6 protein-coding genes and 1 pseudogene are annotated in these 17,995 nt (G+C 41.3%); 2 read left to right on the plus strand and 5 right to left on the minus strand.

Features of this window, described 5'->3' with window-relative positions; translation table 11 throughout:
* Both F607_RS0111725 and katG read right to left on the minus strand, forming a co-directional pair.
* Positions 1-184 (minus strand): transposase (locus F607_RS0111725; protein ID WP_027708241.1); only part of this gene is annotated, 184 nt, incomplete at its 3' end.
* Between the two features lie 235 nt (positions 185-419).
* Positions 420-2,588: a catalase/peroxidase HPI gene (gene katG, locus F607_RS0111730; RefSeq protein WP_051311376.1), complete on the minus strand. Its 2,169-nt coding sequence runs from the start codon at positions 2,586-2,588 to the stop codon at positions 420-422.
* A gap of 619 nt (positions 2,589-3,207) precedes the next feature.
* Between katG and F607_RS0111735 the strand changes: the two genes are divergently transcribed.
* The gene (locus tag F607_RS0111735) at positions 3,208-4,203 is read left to right on the plus strand and encodes a polysaccharide deacetylase family protein (RefSeq protein ID WP_027708243.1); all 996 of its coding nucleotides are present in this window, start codon (positions 3,208-3,210) and stop codon (positions 4,201-4,203) included.
* A 144-nt stretch (positions 4,204-4,347) separates the two neighbouring features.
* Positions 4,348-4,545: pseudogene (locus tag F607_RS33515) on the plus strand (MipA/OmpV family protein); the annotation flags it as partial.
* A 268-nt stretch (positions 4,546-4,813) separates the two neighbouring features.
* On the opposite strand, the gene F607_RS34055 reads toward F607_RS33515, so the two are convergent.
* The 3 genes from F607_RS34055 to F607_RS0111755 all read right to left on the minus strand — a co-directional run bounded on the left by F607_RS34055 (position 4,814) and on the right by F607_RS0111755 (position 17,670).
* Entirely contained in the window at positions 4,814-4,987 is a 174-nt protein-coding gene (locus F607_RS34055) for a hypothetical protein (protein WP_157365444.1), read from the minus strand.
* Entirely contained in the window at positions 4,984-5,583 is a 600-nt protein-coding gene (locus tag F607_RS0111750) for a substrate-binding periplasmic protein (protein ID WP_169719785.1), read from the minus strand. The genes F607_RS34055 and F607_RS0111750 overlap by 4 nt, the downstream gene beginning before the upstream one ends.
* 120 nt (positions 5,584-5,703) lie before the next feature.
* The gene (locus tag F607_RS0111755; RefSeq protein ID WP_027708245.1) at positions 5,704-17,670 is read right to left on the minus strand and encodes a membrane-targeted effector domain-containing toxin; all 11,967 of its coding nucleotides are present in this window, start codon (positions 17,668-17,670) and stop codon (positions 5,704-5,706) included.
* Positions 17,671-17,995: the final 325 nt, after the last annotated feature.

The raw sequence follows: 17,995 nt of genomic DNA on the forward strand, positions 1-17,995 counted from the left end.
CATCAAATCCCCGATGACACGCTAGGCAGCGATAACGTTTTCGGGCAATTTGCTTTTGATGATTACCATTGCCTTCTACTTGTTGAGACTGGCAGTGAGGGCAGCTGACGCCATCAGGCCAACGTCTCTGACGAATAAACTGGTAGCATTGCTCATCATTTACCAGTTGTTTGATATTGATCATTCTTTGCTTATTACTGACTTAATTTACCCAAATAGACGTGCATAATACATCTTTGGTTGTATTATATGCTACCCCCTAGGAATCCATATAGAGCCAATGTTAGTAAGCCAGTTGTTACATTGTATCGCTATTTTTTGTTTCATCATGATCTATTTTTATTAACCTTATTAAAAAACGGTTAGCTATTCAAGCTAACCGTTTTTGTTACTCAATCAATCCACTCCAATAGCGTGGGTTAAAGGTCAAAGCGATCAAGGGTCATCACTTTAGACCAGGCTGCAACAAAGTCATTAACAAACTTTTCTTTACCATCATTAGCTGCATACACTTCTGCTACAGCACGAAGCTCTGTGTTAGAGCCAAAAATCAAGTCGACAGCAGTTGCGGTCCATTTGAGTTTGCCTGTTTTACGATCATAACCTTCATAAATGCCCTCAGCGCTGGAAGACTTTGTCCACTTAGTTGACATATCAAGTAAGTTAACAAAAAAGTCATTACTTAATACCCCAGGTTTATCAGTAAACACGCCATGCTTAGACGCTTCAGTATTCGCATTCAATGCACGCATACCTCCCACAAGGACAGTCATTTCAGGCACCGTCAGATTTAACAGACTGGCACGATCAACCAGCATATCTGTCGGAGAGTTTTTCAAGGCTTTGTCAAAATAATTACGAAAACCATCAGCCTTTGGTTCCAACACAGCAAAAGACTCTACATCCGTCTGCTGTTGTGTTGCATCTGCTCGCCCAGGATGGAATGCTACTTTAATATTATACCCACCTTCTTTCGCAGCCTTTTCGACGGCAGCACTTCCTGCCAGCACAATGACATCAGCCAGGGATACCTGCTTACCGCCAGATAATGAGCCATTAAACTCCTTTTGGATATTCCCCAACTTAGCAAGCACTTTCGACAGTTCTTTGGGGTTGTTCACTGGCCAGTCTTTTTGCGGTTCAAGACGAATACGCGCACCATTAGCACCACCACGCATATCAGTCCCTCTAAAGCTAGCGGCAGAGGCCCATGCCGTCCGGATAAGTTCAGGTACAGTCAGGTCAGAAGCAAGGATTTTTGCTTTCAACGATGCTATATCATTCTCACCTATGAGTTTATGTTTAACTGCGGGTACTGGATCTTGCCAAAGCATTTCCTCCTTTGGTACATGGCTTCCCAAGTAGCGTGCGCGAGGGCCCATGTCACGGTGTGTCAACTTATACCAAGCTTTGGCAAAAGCTTGTTCAAATTCTTTTGGATTTTCCTTAAATCGCATCGCAATTTTTTTATACTCAGGATCAAATTTCAATGAGAGATCAGTCGTAAACATAATTGGCGCATGCCGCTTGGTCTTATCATGAGCGTCAGGAACCAGATTAGCCGCTTGATTATTCGCAGGAATCCATTGTGTTGCGCCAGCAGGGCTTTTTGTTTTGACCCACTCAAAGGCAAACAAGTTATCAAGATATTGTGTTGTCCAAGCTATGGGGTTAACTGACCACGCGCCTTCCAGACCACTGGTTATCGTATCCTCTGCATTGCCTTTGCCACACTTATTATTCCAACCAAAGCCCTGATGTTCTATGCCCTCTGCGGCAGGCTCAGGTCCCAGGCAGTCAGCTTTAACAGCCCCATGGGCCTTACCAAATGTATGACCACCAGCAATAAGGGCAACCGTTTCTTCATCATTCATCGCCATGCGGCCAAACGTTTCGCGAATATCTTTGGCCGCAGCCAGCGGATCAGGATTTCCATTAGGACCTTCAGGGTTAACATAAATTAAGCCCATCTGAACGGCTGCTAGGGGCTTTTCTAATTCCCGATCACCACTGTAGCGCTCATCTGCTAAAAACTTTTTCTCTGGCCCCCAATAAACCATGTCAGGTTCCCAGTCATCCTCACGCCCACCAGCAAAACCAAACGTCTTGAATCCCATCGATTCTAGCGAAACATTACCAGTGAGAATCATCAGGTCAGCCCACGATAATTTCCTGCCATATTTCTGCTTAATGGGCCATAGCAAGCGTCTAGCCTTATCAAGGTTGGCATTGTCTGGCCAGCTATTTAATGGATCAAATCGCTGCTGCCCTCCTCCAGCACCACCGCGGCCATCACCTACTCTGTATGTGCCCGCACTGTGCCATGCCATCCGAATAAAAAATGGACCATAATGACCATAATCCGCTGGCCACCAATCCTGAGAGGTGGTTAGTAAAACTTCAATGTCTTTTTTTACCGCATCAAGATCAAGACTTTTAAAGGCCTCAGCATAGTCAAACGCTTCACCATACGGATTAGACTCAGCAACATGCTGACGCAACGGTTTCAAGTTAAGCTGTTCTGGCCACCAGAATTTGTTTGGCTTTGGCTCCCCTGCCGCGGCTAATGCAGGGGTTGATAATAGCATTGGAGAGAGTGCCACCACTAAAGTGGCGAAGGCTGGTATCGCTTTTTTTATCATGAAAAATACTCCTTAAGAGGTAAGACTTAGAAGACTAGTTACTTATTTATAGCAGTTTCTTATGATGAAGGGAGCGAAAAACAGATTGAAAAAATAGATAGGTGTAATAGCCAATATTAATGATCCTAAAATCCTTCATTTTAGGTATATATTTTAAAGCGCCTCAACAAAAGCCTGCATAACATAGGCAGTACACGCTCAGCCCCCTCCCTAGAGGTTGTTATTTGTCACGATAGTTATCACATCTCTGCAGGCAAACAGGTCGATGTACATCACCCAGTCTTTGACTACCCATCCAAATATCATCACAGACTATTTTTTATAGATAACTCCCTGACAACTTTGATATCAGCCATTCAAAAACCTCTTAACATTGTTACATATTATATACTTCAGCTGTTGTCTATATATGATCTGTTTAATTAGTCAACCGACTCGAACCAACGGTCGACTTAAATAAAGCGATAGCCTTTTTTTACACCTTCTATAGCAAATATCTTATTTATTAAACTCGATAAATATGTATACCATATAAGCTCAATTATACAACATATAAGGTATATTAATGAAACAAAAGTCTAAATTCAGCTTTTTTAAAGCATTCTTCATTTGTTGTATTTTTTTATTCAGCCATTACACTTTTGCACAAGGTAAAGTGGTTGCCATCATTAGTGTTGACTGGGAGGGCTTCTTTTTAAAGGATAATGACCTACAGAAAATGAAGAAATTTCGAGAAGATTTTCCCGAAATAGGTTTATTACACTTTTTAAATGCTGCTTACTATACCAAAGCAGATGCCAATTCTGTCGATATTACCCAAAAGATCCAGTCAGTATTACTGCCCATTGATGAGCACGGTCTTCATATCCATGGTTGGCGCTCTCTTGCTGACATCAGTGGTGTCACTTTTCGAACCTCTCCTCGCGCGCACACTGAGACGCCTATTGACCTCACTAAATGCGAAACACCTAAAGACTGTGGACATGAAATAGACATTAGTGCCTATAACAAAAATGAGCTAAAGAAATTAATTCGCAACAGTAAACGTATCCTGATGGATGAAGGATTTAATCAGCCTGTAAGCTTCCGTGCTGGTGGTTGGATGGCAAAATCTCATACCATGCAAGCACTTGCGGAAGAAGGTATTCACTATGATTCTTCAGCAGTGCCACCAGAACTACTTGAAGGCAGCCCCTGGGAAAAACTACCCTTATATCGTTGGTTAGATAACCTTTGGACTGAAACCAACACAGATTCTCAACCCTATGTAATCCGTATTTCTGAGCAAAAGAAAATTATGGAAATACCTGATAATGGTATCCTTGCGGATTATATTACTGCAGAAGGGATGCTTGAGGTCCTGAAGAAAAATATTGAAAAATGGCAGCAAAACCCAGAACAAAATGTTTACGTATCTATAGGTTTTCATCAAGAGTCCGCTGATAGATATTTAGATCGCATACGTGAAACAGTAGGTTTATTTAATGATTACACACAGCAACATAATATTCCCTTTGAATGGGCAAACTTACCAATCAGCAATTACTTTCCAACAAACTAATTATCACAAGAAAGATCATTCCCTTATGAGCCCATGTTGATGGGCTTTTTAATATATAAGTATTTATTTTGTCGCTCAATTTACATATGGGTACCTCTAAAAATGTTACCAAAATTTCAATATTTTTAGAGGTACCCTACATTTAACGCTGACAGCGGCATGAATAGAATGGGGCTTACCCTTTTATATACATTTTCACTGTCACGTGACTGGCAGTTAAATGCCTTTTTAGATTACCAACGACTGTTAGATGATGCCAGTGATAGCCCTGTTACCGATGATCAAGGTGATGATAACCAGTATCATATTGGTTTAAATATTATCCATCAGTGGTCTTTTTAGCAGTACACAAGACAACTGCTGTACTTTTAATGCATGCATAGAACTGTTCGCCACGTGAATGCGGAAACGGTATCCAATATAATTTTTTTAGATTGGGCCAGAGAGTGATACATCCCCATGATCCTATATAAATAGGTGATTGGGGCGAAGATAACAAACCTAAAAATCATTCTTGAAAGGTATATCTTAACAAGCTGCGGCCACCCAGAAGGGATTCATGGTTCAGTCGAAGGGGAGCCAGTCTCTTGAGACAAGTACCTTTAGACAACTAATCTCCCCCTAAATAACGATTTACAATATCCTGATAAAAACTACTCGAATGTACTTTTTTGAAACCTTCTTGAAGTTTTAAAACGTCAGCTTTTGAGGTTCGAATACCGGTAACCAGATAATACTCCCCTTTTAAACTATCGATATTATACACAACCTCATAATCATTCATTTTTTTCCTAATTTTTTTATTAAATAAAACCCAACGTGTAAGTTACCTCCCCATATATCAATACGGTCATTTAAAAGTTTTTTCATATTGACTTCATAGCTAGGCACTCTCTCTATCCTTAAATTATAACGTTCTTCATATTTAGATAAATATTGATCCACAACATCTTCCACTACCAGACCTATACGGTGTTTTTTTAGTTGAAAAATGTCACTCAATTTTACTTTTTTTGTTTTTTTGGCAATTAAAGCTTGTTCTGCTGGTCCCACCACGCCTACCCATTGAAATAACTTTTCTCTTTCAGGTGTTCGCACGACACAATACTCATAAACACCTTTACCTTCCATTGTTTTTTTATACGCTCGAGCAAAAGGTAACTGACTGATAATTGCCTGTCTTTTTATTTGTCTTAGCACCGCATTAACCACATCGGTACAAATGCCTTTGGCAACCCCCTGCTCTTCATAACTAAAAGGGGGGTAATAATCCATCACTATTTCAAGTGGGTCTGCTGAGAGAAACTTAGGACTAAAAACAGCGATAATATGTATCGCAAGGTAGCAATAAAATCGTCTATTTATTGAAGTTTCATACAATATAGTCTCTCCCCTCGTCCTGATCCTGTTTACCATTATAGGTCATGTTGAAATTATTTTTTCTACCTATAAAAATAAAGCAGCCAACTGGCTGCTTTATTTAAACTAATTGCAAAAAGCTTATGACTGAGTAGTTATCGTCCACGCCTGTGCAATTGAAGTCTTGATATCATTCGCTATCGGTGTAGAAGAAGACCAGGAATCACTGGGTAATGACGCCATCGCTTGCACTAACTGACCAATTCCTTGCTTATCAAGCACACTGCCATCCTCAGTGGTAATGTACAAGGCTTGATTTTGGCTCCAATCAGTAATGGTAATTTTATCCCCTTGCTGACCTTTAAAACCAATCTCAAGTGCATCACCTTCCACTGAAAAGTGCACATCATAAGCATTCACGCCTTTTAGCTTGATGACATCACCTGTCGTATCGCCTACCACCTGATCTTGACCATCGCCTTGCTCAAAAACAATAGTATCTTGGTCTTGACCACTGCGGATATAGTCATTCCCTTTACCTCCAATCAGGGTATTACTGTTTTTCAATCCAAACAAGCGATCATTACCCAAACCACCATGCAAAATATTCGCAGCTTCATTTCCATAAATATTATCTTCTGCAGCACTGCCTATGACTCGATGTACCCCGTGTAATTGTACTTCTTTATCATTAACATGCAGTCGCTGATAAGTACGAGATTGAGGTACTAAAACCACTGAGGTATTTCCATCAACAGCCAAACCTGATAAATCGAGGGTGTTATCTCCCTGGCCTAAATCCAATTTTTGTAAATGCCCAACTTTTGTCAGCTTAACATAATCAGCATGCTTGGACCCGGTAAATGTTTGGCCTTCCAACCGTTCACCATTCAGTGAAACCGCTAATGGACGATCACTGTTTTGTAGCGGGTTAATATCCGTTTCATTACCATTTACCACACTGTTCACTACAACATCTTTTCGCTCTAATGCCAGCTTAGCGAGCCCATAAAGTTCAGCATGTGAAACATCAATATTCTCCAATACCAAGTCCAAATGACGGTGTTTCTCTGAAAGGTAGTAGTTTTTGATAATGACTTCAGGTAAGTCTTTGGTATTTACCTTACCATTAGTATCTTTTAGTAAAATATGCAGATCTAATCCATTCTTCGCTAATTGAATATCCGCTAAGCTTTGTGCTTGCTCCAAGACAAGAACGTCTTCACCCACTTCCGCTAAATTATCAATAACTTTAATGCCCTGGCTTGTTGCAGATACCCGGTATGTGTCTTCTCCTTCACCACCACTGGCCACATCTGCACCACCATGATTGAAGGTAATCAGATCTGCACCCGCTTCTGCAATCAATACATCATTACCCTCCCCATCTGTTAACTGATCATCACCAGCACCTGCACGGACTACTGTTCCGCCATTACCCGCAATGAATTCTTCATTACCTTGCTGACCTATGAGCACAGAAGCACGATTGTCGTCCCCTTGTAAGGTAAAATGAGTTAACTGCCACGCCCTATGCAGAACCTTCTTCTGAGAGGAAGTTACGGCAATTTGCCCTGCAGACCATTTCGCGGCATCGACTTCGGAGAAAAGTGGAATTAATGTATCGATACCCGCTTTATTAATCATGCCATCTTGCGTTTTAATAACCAAATTCCAGTTTCTTGACCAATGAGCAATAATAGTGATTCCATCACCCGTTTCACCATTAAAAGTGACTTTTAACTGGTTATCCGAGGTCAAGCCAAAATGTAAATCACTTAAACGGTAACCATTAATTTCGATCACATCATTAGTAGTATTACCCGCAATACTATCTAGCCCATCACCACGACTAAAAATAATCAAATCCTGATGAAAACCACTGTATATAGTGTCGTTACCAGCTCCACCAATTAAAGTATTCTGGCCTTCTTTACCATCAATGGTATCTTCACCATCACCGCCCGCAAGCAGGTTACTCCCATTGTAGCCACGTAACTCGTCATTACCATCAGTACCAATTATGTTAGCCACATTATTAATATGAATAGTTTCGTTTAATATATCTGACGGCTTTAACTCATAAGCATCCGTATTATAGGAAATACCAGCAGGTCCCATTAAACTGACATAAACACCCTTTTTGAAGAATTGGCTTAAATCAACGGTATTATTACCCTCACCGAGATCAATGTTGTAGATAACTTTCGCCAACGTTTGATCAATCTGAAGTTTATTTAGCTGACCTGCTGTTTTTAAAGTAATCTTGTCATCATGCTGACTACCAACAAATCGTGTCGTGGATAATTTATCCGCATCCACTACATGGTTGAGCGCAGTCTCATTATCCTGATAATTATGCTTATCAGCCACCAGAGGCTGGCCTTTATCTAAAGCAGTCAAGGTATCAGATAAATAATGATCAGCGGCTGATTGTTTACCGGTAATAATACGACTTAAGTTACCAAACTCATCAACAACCCACTCTTGTTGATGGCCTTCATTTGAAACAATGGTTAAATGGCGGAAAGCCTGGCTGACAAAATAGTTTTGCAGCACAATTTTTCGATCAATACATACTGTATTACCATTCTTATCAGGACGAGGCAATCGGGCAGTAATTACTAAATCATTATTTTCACGATGACTATTGATGTCATTGAAACTGGCAGCAATCATCAAACTATCAAGCTTATTATCAGTGGCACGATTATCAATAGTCACTGAACCTTCAAGCGCACCCACGACATAAGTATCATGTCCATTTTTACCTTGTAGCAGGTCATCACCACCATAGCCACGCAACAGGTTATTATCATCACTACCAATAATATGATCAGCAAATGATGTTCCTTCACCTGACAACACATAGCGCTCTGCTAAGGTTTTACCTTTACCCCACTGCCAGTCTGTTAGCGTATAATCCTTTCGGTTGATTGTTGAAAGCGTATTAACACGTTTCACGCCTGAGTGGTTTTTATCATCATAATGTCCTGCATGAAGAAACGATTTGGATGAAAATCGACTATTCGAAATCCCTTTGTCCTTTAATGATAACTCAATACCATCACGCGTAATCAGACGATAATCCCGTAATGTTTTACCTCCACTTGGTAATGCGTCACCAGGATGTGTCGTGGTATCAATAACGTCAGGCAGTATGACTTGTCGCCCATCGTTAAAGGAAACAATTATTGTATAGTTTTTACGATGATAGCCTACATTACGTAACACCCCGCCACTGTAGTGATAGTCATAGGACTGGGCATTATACTGAATATCTATCCCTTTAATTTCAGACTCATCGTAATCAAGTAATAATGTATTAATGACTGCATTATTATCTGATTGTGCTTCTGGCTTAATAGTAACTTCACCCACTCCACGGGTAATTAAATAACGCTGCCCTGCAGGCTTACCTTCAATAGTGCTATGCTGGCTATCAACCACAATAGCAGAAGGATCATCCTTTCCTACAAACTCATTCGCTTGGTGAACACCCCCTTGATTATTACCGTCAATTCGATTTTCACCTAAATCAACGGTCACACCGGTTTTCTCAGCAAAATAGGTTTTATCTCCTGGTTTCAAGTAACGAACGGCTAATTGAATAGGCGTTGCTTGTTGTTCGGCTTCTGTGGTAAGTGTTTTTTCTAGCTGAGGTACCAGCATAAAACCATCACGGGTTTGGAAATTCAGTTTATCATTGACTAATTTCCACTGGTTATTGCGTTGTTGATAGACCCCCTTAACCGTGACTGACTTAAACTGATCCTGTAAACCAATTCGTAAGTCACCACCAATGATTTGCCAATCGACAATTTCATCCAACGAAAACTCTAAACGAATTACCGAGACATCAGCTCCATCTTCACGAATTTCGGTATTACTCACATCACGTTGTACCAGAAAAATATCCTGACCACGGCCTCCATCTACAGTCGGACTCCCAGTAACAGTGATGATATCACTGCCACCGCCAGCAAAAACCTGATCGTAACTATTTGCCAATAACCGGTTATTCTGATCATTACCATAAATAATATCACTTCCTTGCGAGGCACCCAACGTATGTTGAATATTTTTCAATAACCCAATTTCCGGCCCACGTGCAGCGTCTCCAGATTCAGCTGATTTTCTTAACCACACTTTGCCTTGGTTTAAATCGACAATAAAACCAGTATATTGCCGATCATAGTCATACTTACGGTAAGTTTCCGCATTCAAAATTAACGTGTTTTGTCCTTCACCACCATCAATTTCAAAGAAAATACGATCGTTAAGTTTATCTGGATTATTTAAAAAGTTTTCAACTAACGAATAATTTGCTGCAAAGGTAAAATTATCATCCAGCTTGCCACCTTTTAGATTTTTATTACCTTTACCAAATAAAAATTCATTTTTCTTATTGGTAACACCAAACACGGTATCATGACCATCACCAATATTGAAAAATACTCCTTTCTTGTCATCCTGCTCACCCTGAATAGCAATGGTCGGACGTATACCTTCACGTTTTTCTGTTGCTAACAGCTCGTTAATACCATTTTGAGCAAAAATAACATCATCGTCACCTTTAACCACAGGATCACGAACGATGTCATACCCACCTTCATAGTGATGTACCTTGTTTTCCTGAATAACAACATCAACATCGCCGTAAATAATCGTGTCAACTAAATTGCCCAGCTCACCTTTTAATAATTCCTTAGCATTAGATTTAGCTTGAGCAAGATACATTTCCTTAGTTTTATTAACCTTGTATGCATCCAGTACCCACTGATCCATCTCTTGACCTGTAAAGGCTAGCCAGCCTTGCCGTAACCGATGCTGCCAGTTATCCAGTGCAGGCACATATTCCCAAACATCTTCAACCTGACGTACTGCAGAATAAATTTGCGAGCCAACAAGTAATGCTAAACTTAAACCGATGCCAATGGGTCCTAATGCAAAACTTCCTGTTGCTAGTGCAGCTACCCCCAGGGATAATGTAACCGCTGCACCTGCTACCGAAAAGCCACCTTCAACATACTTGTCTTGTCGTTGTTTATCGGTTAAACCTTCTTTGCCTGCATCGGAAAATGCTTTATAGGCACTATAAATATCGAAGGGCAAGGTAATCAGTGACGCAGCTAAACCACCTGCTCGACCTAACGACCGGCCTAAATTACTGCTAAATGCCGCAAATCTTGAGCCACTCCCTGCTAAACGAGCCGTCAGTCGTTGTCCAAGTTTTGGTAAGCTACGGTTTAAAGCAATTTCTGCAGGAATCGAAGCAATGTTTGCGACCACCGCCCCTGTTTGAATTAAACCTTCTTGAGTATCACCCTGCTTAAATGCATTTACTGCTGACTTTATACCCGAATAAATGCCCCACACTTGTAATGCAACACCTGGCGTCTGTCCTGCAATATGTTTGATTGTCCCGAAATTAATACGAGGACCAGCAATTTTACGCTGAATCTGATGTATTTGTTGTGTGGATAGTGGGCGATTACTTTCTAATGTGGATAGTGTCTGTTTAAATGATGTGCTTTCTACACCATCAACCACACTGCTAATATCACCATTGTGCTGCTGCGCAACCGATTTCAATAGCTTGACACTGTCAACAAAGTCACTCGGTGGATTAGTAGATAAATGGGATTGTAATAATTGCCCATCAAAGCGAACGGCTGACGCCCAGTCACCTTGAAAGTTCAAGCTGGATAATGATTGCCCCTCAACTTTAGCACCTAACTGCCATAGTTTAACCCGGCTGATAGATTGCTCACCTAATTTAACCGGCCCTTGCTGCAAATCCAACTGCGCTAAACGGTCTAATTCAACTGGTGTTGCAGTTCTTAACGTATCTGTTAAAGAAGCAACATGTTCATTATTTAAAAACTGTGCTGCAATTTCATGGGTTTGAAAGGCTGACGTGGCTGTGCCTAGCTGTAACCGAGCACTATCGGAAAAATAATTTGTTAAAAACTGTTGTAAGCCATTGGCTGAATCAAAGCCTGAAATCCACCCAACAGCAGGATCATAAAAGGATAGTTTACCCTTCTGTTGGCTCACTAAATAATGATATTTTCCTGAGCTTAGTGTCAGGGTTTTATCTCCCGTACCACTCACCTGTTGGGTAATATCACGAATACTTAAATAGCCTAATGACTGCTTAAAGGCAGGATCACTTTGATAAGCCTTAACTAAGGCTTCTTGTGTAGACAGCAGTTGTTGTAATGACTGTGTTTCTGCCGAGGTAGCGCGGCCTTGCTGTTGCGCTGTTTGTAAAAAATTAATGCGGTTTTGGTTTGCTAATAACGTTTCAATTCCCGCATCAAGCTGTTGTGCACGCGCAGTGGCTAATACATTCGCTAAAGCAGCCTGTGGCTTATGACTGGTACTGGGTGCTAGCTCAACGGATAAATGATTAAGTTTAGCCACTTCCACAAGCTGTTTGCCTTGTTCAAAGGCATAGCGGTTACTGGCGAGCTGAGCCAGCTGATCTCGCAACCAATGATTGGGTAATCCTTGCTCTACAACGACAGGTGACGTATTACCTGACTGGCTACGCTGCTGTTTTACCAGCGTTATTAGCTGGCTAACAGCCTGCGTATCTTGAGCACCACCTTCATGGCTATGGGCTAAATACGCCTGGAGTTTACCCTCACTAAACTGCAACTTGCTGGCAAGCTCGGGGTCTGCGAAGTTTGTATTTACATCAACAGGTCTACCATCAACGGTTGCACCCAGCTCATGCAGCATCACACGGCTGACACTCAGCTCACCTAATTTCAATAATCCCTGCGAACTATCCAGGCCTTTAAGTCGCTGTTCTGTTCCTGGAATCTCAGCACGTAATGCTGTAGCAAAGGCAGGTTGTGATTCACCAAGCAGTGATACTTGTTCAGCATCAACTGACGCTACCTTAAACTGACCATAAGACTGTTGCTGGCTATCATTTAGCGTATTCAGATAGACCGTTAACACCTGTTGTAGTTGGCTATAGCTTTGGATGCCAGATACTTCACCTAGTGCAGCACCACTTAGGCTAATACGTACTTCGCCATTGGTGTCATGTACCTGAACCAACACGTGCTGATCAGCCACACCTAACACATAAAGCGCATTGCTCTGATTATCTTGTTGCTGAATAGAGCCAACAAAGTCTGTCACCGACTGTGTTTGTTCACCACGCAATAAACCATCTTTTTCTGCTGCGGTATTTAATTGAACCAGTTGCTCCAAGTAAGCACTTAGCTGACGCTGATCAGTTTCACTTAATTGGCCTAACGCTTGCTCATTATTTAACTCAGCAAAGTGATTATACGTTTCCAGCCAAACGGGGTGTTGTGTTGCTAATAAGGTATTCGCTTTATCAATAGCAGGCTGTCTAGCGGCATCAAACTGAGTAAAGGTTGATGCTTTAAAGTGAATATCACCCGAAAGCTGATTAAGCTGTTCTGAAAAAGTAGCAACCCACTGACTTTGACGGGTAAGTGAATCTGCAGGCGCTGTGGTATTAACTGTGCTGCCACCCACTAAGCCCACTTTTAAATTTAATTGCCACTGTCCTTCGTCTAAATGAACCGCTACGCCAGGTTTTGCAGTATTTGTGCTATCCACTAAACGCCAGGTGTTATTATCTTTATCAAACTTAGCAGCATAGAATGTATCCTCAATTTTCAGTACATGAGATACACGACTATCTTGGTATTCATAAACACCAGGTTGTATTTGTCGAGCCAATTTATCTTGTACTACCGCAAAACGGTATGCCTGGTAATTTTCATGAGGAAATGCCACTGCTGAGTTTGTGGCTAAACGCCACTGCCCTTCTGAGCGGGTTGCCAGTACCGTTGAGCCTGCGTCACTGACTTGTTTAATTTGATCTCCGGCTAGTGCCAACCCGTTGGGAATAGAGGTTTGATCATAATTAGCCAGTATAAAACGCTGTAGTGTGGCTAACTGTTGTCGTTGATTGCCAGAGGCATCAACCTGCACATTAATCTGACGTCCATCGGCTAGGGTAATGGCTACCTTTCCATTGGTAATATCATGATTAATTTTTACTCCCCAGGTTTCGCGTAATAAATTAAATGGCAGCAGTTGATGCCTTAAATTATCAGCATGACGATTAATAAAATCACCATTTAACCCTAAATCAATTAATGTGCGTTCATCCGCTAGTTCTGTTTTACTGGCTTGACCATGCAATGCTTCCAGAGACGATAAGATGGCTTGATAACCCTCACCTTTTGGCTTACCAACCACTGATGCTTCATTTGAAAAGTCTGAAAGTGAAAGTATTTCAGGGAAACCCTGATTAACAAATGCTTTATCCGCAAACTGTTTAACAAAGGCCAATTGATCTGCCTGCGGCTTAGAAGCCAGTTCATTTAACGTAATTAATTGACCCGATACCGATTGTAATAATGCTTTAACCGCAGGTACCCGTTTAGACGAAGGATGTAAATCGATGTAACGTTTAGCTGCACGATGTAATTCTACCAATGCAGGTGTTAATTTTTCATCTGCATATTGCTGGAAATGTTTAACCGTTGCCCAGGCTTGTAAATGCTCTGGTAACCGTTGCAATTGCACCTTCACAGGTACTTCTTTACTGCTAACAGATACCCCTATTTCATTTAATGGCTTATCAATGTATGTCTCAAAATTTTCAAACAGGATCTTAATATCCTGCAAAATACCATCTCGCTGCATTTTTTTTAAAACAGGCAGCTCAACATTCCAAAAATAATTATTCAGTTGAATACCACCATTAGACAACGCGTAGGTAGTACCTTGTGCACCTGTCGCATAAACTGAGCTTAAATACCCTGCTAAAGTTCGGCTGCCTTGCTGGAAAAGGTGTTTAAGGTTTGGAGTGTCGCGTAGACCAGTGGCAAAGTGATCTAAACTATTTCTCAGTTGATGTAAAAACTCGATACCCGAAACATGATGATCGACTGCAATGGCTTTACCTTCAGCATTTAATTTCTGATTCAGTACGTGTTCATAGCCATGCCATTCTCCCGACCAAAACGCCAGTAGTTTATCACCTTTCCCTTTTGCTTCAAACGAAATTCCCAGTGCATCAACCTTGGCAATTAACGCTGCGCGTAAATCATAATCCTGTTTGACTGTGGCTTCGACAAAGAGAGATGCCAGTTCATCACGTACTTGAGCATTTAAACTTTCAGGCACATTATGTTGCTGCCCACCTAATAAACCCAATGTTTTATCAATACTTTCCGCTACCACTTTTTTGGCTTTTGCTAGAAGTGTTTCATTTAGCTGGGCAAGCTCTGCTTCAGTGGGTCGCTTAAACCCTGGAGTAATCACACCATAGACATCATCTGTAGCGACGCCTGTTGCCAAACGGTTATACACTGTTGCTACATATTTTGCCTTTTCAGTGATGGTCAGCTTACGGTGAGTGGCTGCCTCAACCAAGGCAGATTCATTATCCGTTTTAACCGGTGGTGGTGGCGGCACATCACCTGCCTTATTAGCCGTTACGCTGTGGCCACTATTGGTCTCACCTGGTTGCTGAATATCTAACAACGATGCAACGCTCGGCTCGACAAAAGTTCTTTTTACGTCGTCGATTAGCGTAGTGGTTTGACTATTAATTACTGATCCTAATACATCACCTGTTGCCAGGTTACGGACCACTTCACCTGCTGTTAAATCATCTGCCTGCTTTAATACAACATAAAGGTTGTTATCAGTGAGCTTGGTAGCTTCTACCCGAAAATGACTGCCTGGCTGCAACAATACTTCTGCTTGTTCTAGCTGAGCAAATCCTGTGACATTTCGACCATGAGTGACACCTTCAAAGGCATAAATAACAGTTCCTTTACCTCCACGAAACTCCTTAGCAAACTCAGCACTGATCGAAGTTGATAAAAAGCCTTTATCACCCACTAACTGCCCTGGCATCAATCGATCAGCAAGTGTAGATAAGTCATCTACCGCCAGTGCGCGATAAACGGTTCCCTCATAATGAGTTAGTTTATTCAGCCCCTGCAGTGCACTGACACCATAATCTTTCACGAAGTGAGTTAATGGCTGGTCATTACGCAGCATATCATTGATATACAGGTAACCTTCTTTGGTATACCAGGTAATCGCATCCGCTTCTGCCTGAGATATATTAGCTTGTGCTTTTACTCGATTACCCGCTTCACGACCTGCCGCTAACTCTTGATCTCTCAGCGATTGATCAAATGCCGTTTGTAAATGCTGTAATGAGTCAATACCTGCATTGGGTGAATCCGCTAGTACCCAGCTACCATCAGCTAATTGTGTCGCTTGAGTTGAACGAGGCTCAGCAATTAAACCTTCCGCTATCTGTAAAAGCTGGAGACGCGCTTTAACTCTGGCGAGGGTTTCTTGTGTCTGAGGTTGATCGGATTGAGCCTTATTAATGGCTCGCGCTAAATGCTGACGTAGTCCATGAATAGCGCTATTACGCTTTGAGTCAGGGTGTTGATCAATATAGTCCCCGGCCTGCTGATATAATTTAAATGCCGTATTAATTCGTTCGCCGTCCGCTTGTTGCCAAAACTGCTGAAGCTCGCTTAACAGCGCTGTATAGCTGGCTCCCTGTGGTTTACCTACTACTGCAGCCTGTTTTATCAGCACTTCTCGCGTTGGCACATCACGCCATACAGTTTCCAGGTTATCAACCGTAGGCGGTGGAGGTGCGATAGAAGATGAGACAAGCTGTCTTGCCTTTAAAGTATTAAGGCTGGCTAAAGGTGCATTATTTCCTGCAATAGGCGCGTCATTAATCGCCTGATAAATTTTACGTACGGTTAAGAAGTCCAGTTTTTCTCTCTGTTTAAGCTCTGGCACTTGTTGCTCAACGTAGGTTTTAACTTCTGCAGAAAACTCAGCGGATAATTGCTTTTGCCACCAGCTTCCGGAAAACTCGTCATAATACTGCTGGGCGTATTTATCAAAGGGTTTATTTGATAACCATCCTCGTACATTTTTCCAGTTTAGCTGTGCCGTTTTTTCATAATATTTTGCTATCCCTTCTGCAAAAGTTTCTTCTCGACCAGCTTGGGCACCACCTTGTTTATAGTAATCATCACCTAAGCTATGAAAATCCCCTTGCCAAGTGGCTAAAAATGATTTTCGGTTACTAAGATATTGTCCACCGTTGCTATCTTCACCGACAATTCGGTCAACTGCATGGGCCGTTTCATGTAACACCAGATTGGCTGCATTATGCCCATCACCCGCTTTTGGCACGACCCACTTACCATTAGCATCCAACTTAACTGCTATGACTGCACCTCGAAAAGCCCCAAATGCACCAACACCCGGCACAGAATCCCATGTTTTTCCAGCAGGCCAGCCGCGTGGGGTTACGCCTTTTAATTCCTGATAATAACTGGTGATACTGTCGTGAGTAACAAGCACACTGATATTGTGTGCTTTCATTAAATCTAATATCTCAACAGGAAACTTTGCCAGCTCCTGTGCAACCGCAAACCGTCCTTGCTCTGACACTGGGCTGTTGCTATTCAGCTTCACAACCTCTAATGCTTTCTGCAAGCTAGCAAATTCAGGACTTAACAAAACATCTGTTACTGCACGTAAAATACCGGTATTGAGTTTTTTAGCATTAACCAAAACCCCTTGAGTTAAAATATTTAAGTAGTCAACCGTTGATTTAGAGTAACGATTTTCCAATACCTGCCGTAATTCCCCAGGTTGATCAAAAGAAGCGCCAATAATATCTTTTAAAGACTGCAGCACTTCACTATATGCTTGTTTTTTTGCTTGTTGCTGATTCTGAGCCAACAAAGTTAACTCATGCTTTAACTGTTCATTTTGCTGGACATGCCAGACTTGATAACGCCGCTCAATAATCTGTGTTTTAAGTGTTTGAATCGCTACATTTCTGCCAGAGTCAGGATGCTTTTGCAAATACTGATTAACTTCTCCCAACAATGATTTTAAAGCATCATACTCTGCAGATGAGTTTTCATCTTTAACGCCTTCATAAGCTTGGTAACTTTGAAGTAACTGCTGATAACTTTTGCCTTGTTTTTTAAATTTGACCGCTGCTGCTTTTTTAAATTCATCCAAGGGGATAATGGCCATCTACTACACTCCAGATTAACTTACCGATCAACTGCCTATGACATCCCACATACAGTGATTACAACAATTTACACCCATGAAGAAATACCAGAAGAGGACATACATTTTATGTATATCTCTTACGAAGGATATTACCGTTTGCTCTTGTCTCTAATAATGAATCACAACTGGCATTCAGAAAAATTAAAAATAATTAATGTATACTTTAAACTATGTTCCATTACGCAATAGTAACACAATCCAATTAACTCTTAGAATACAGCACAGGTCTAATAAACTCTATTAAATGTATTGATTTAGAAAATTAATCGTCCAGCATATTCGT

The sequence above is a fragment of the Zooshikella ganghwensis DSM 15267 genome, assembly GCF_000428585.1.
Lineage (GTDB): Bacteria > Pseudomonadota > Gammaproteobacteria > Pseudomonadales > Zooshikellaceae > Zooshikella > Zooshikella ganghwensis.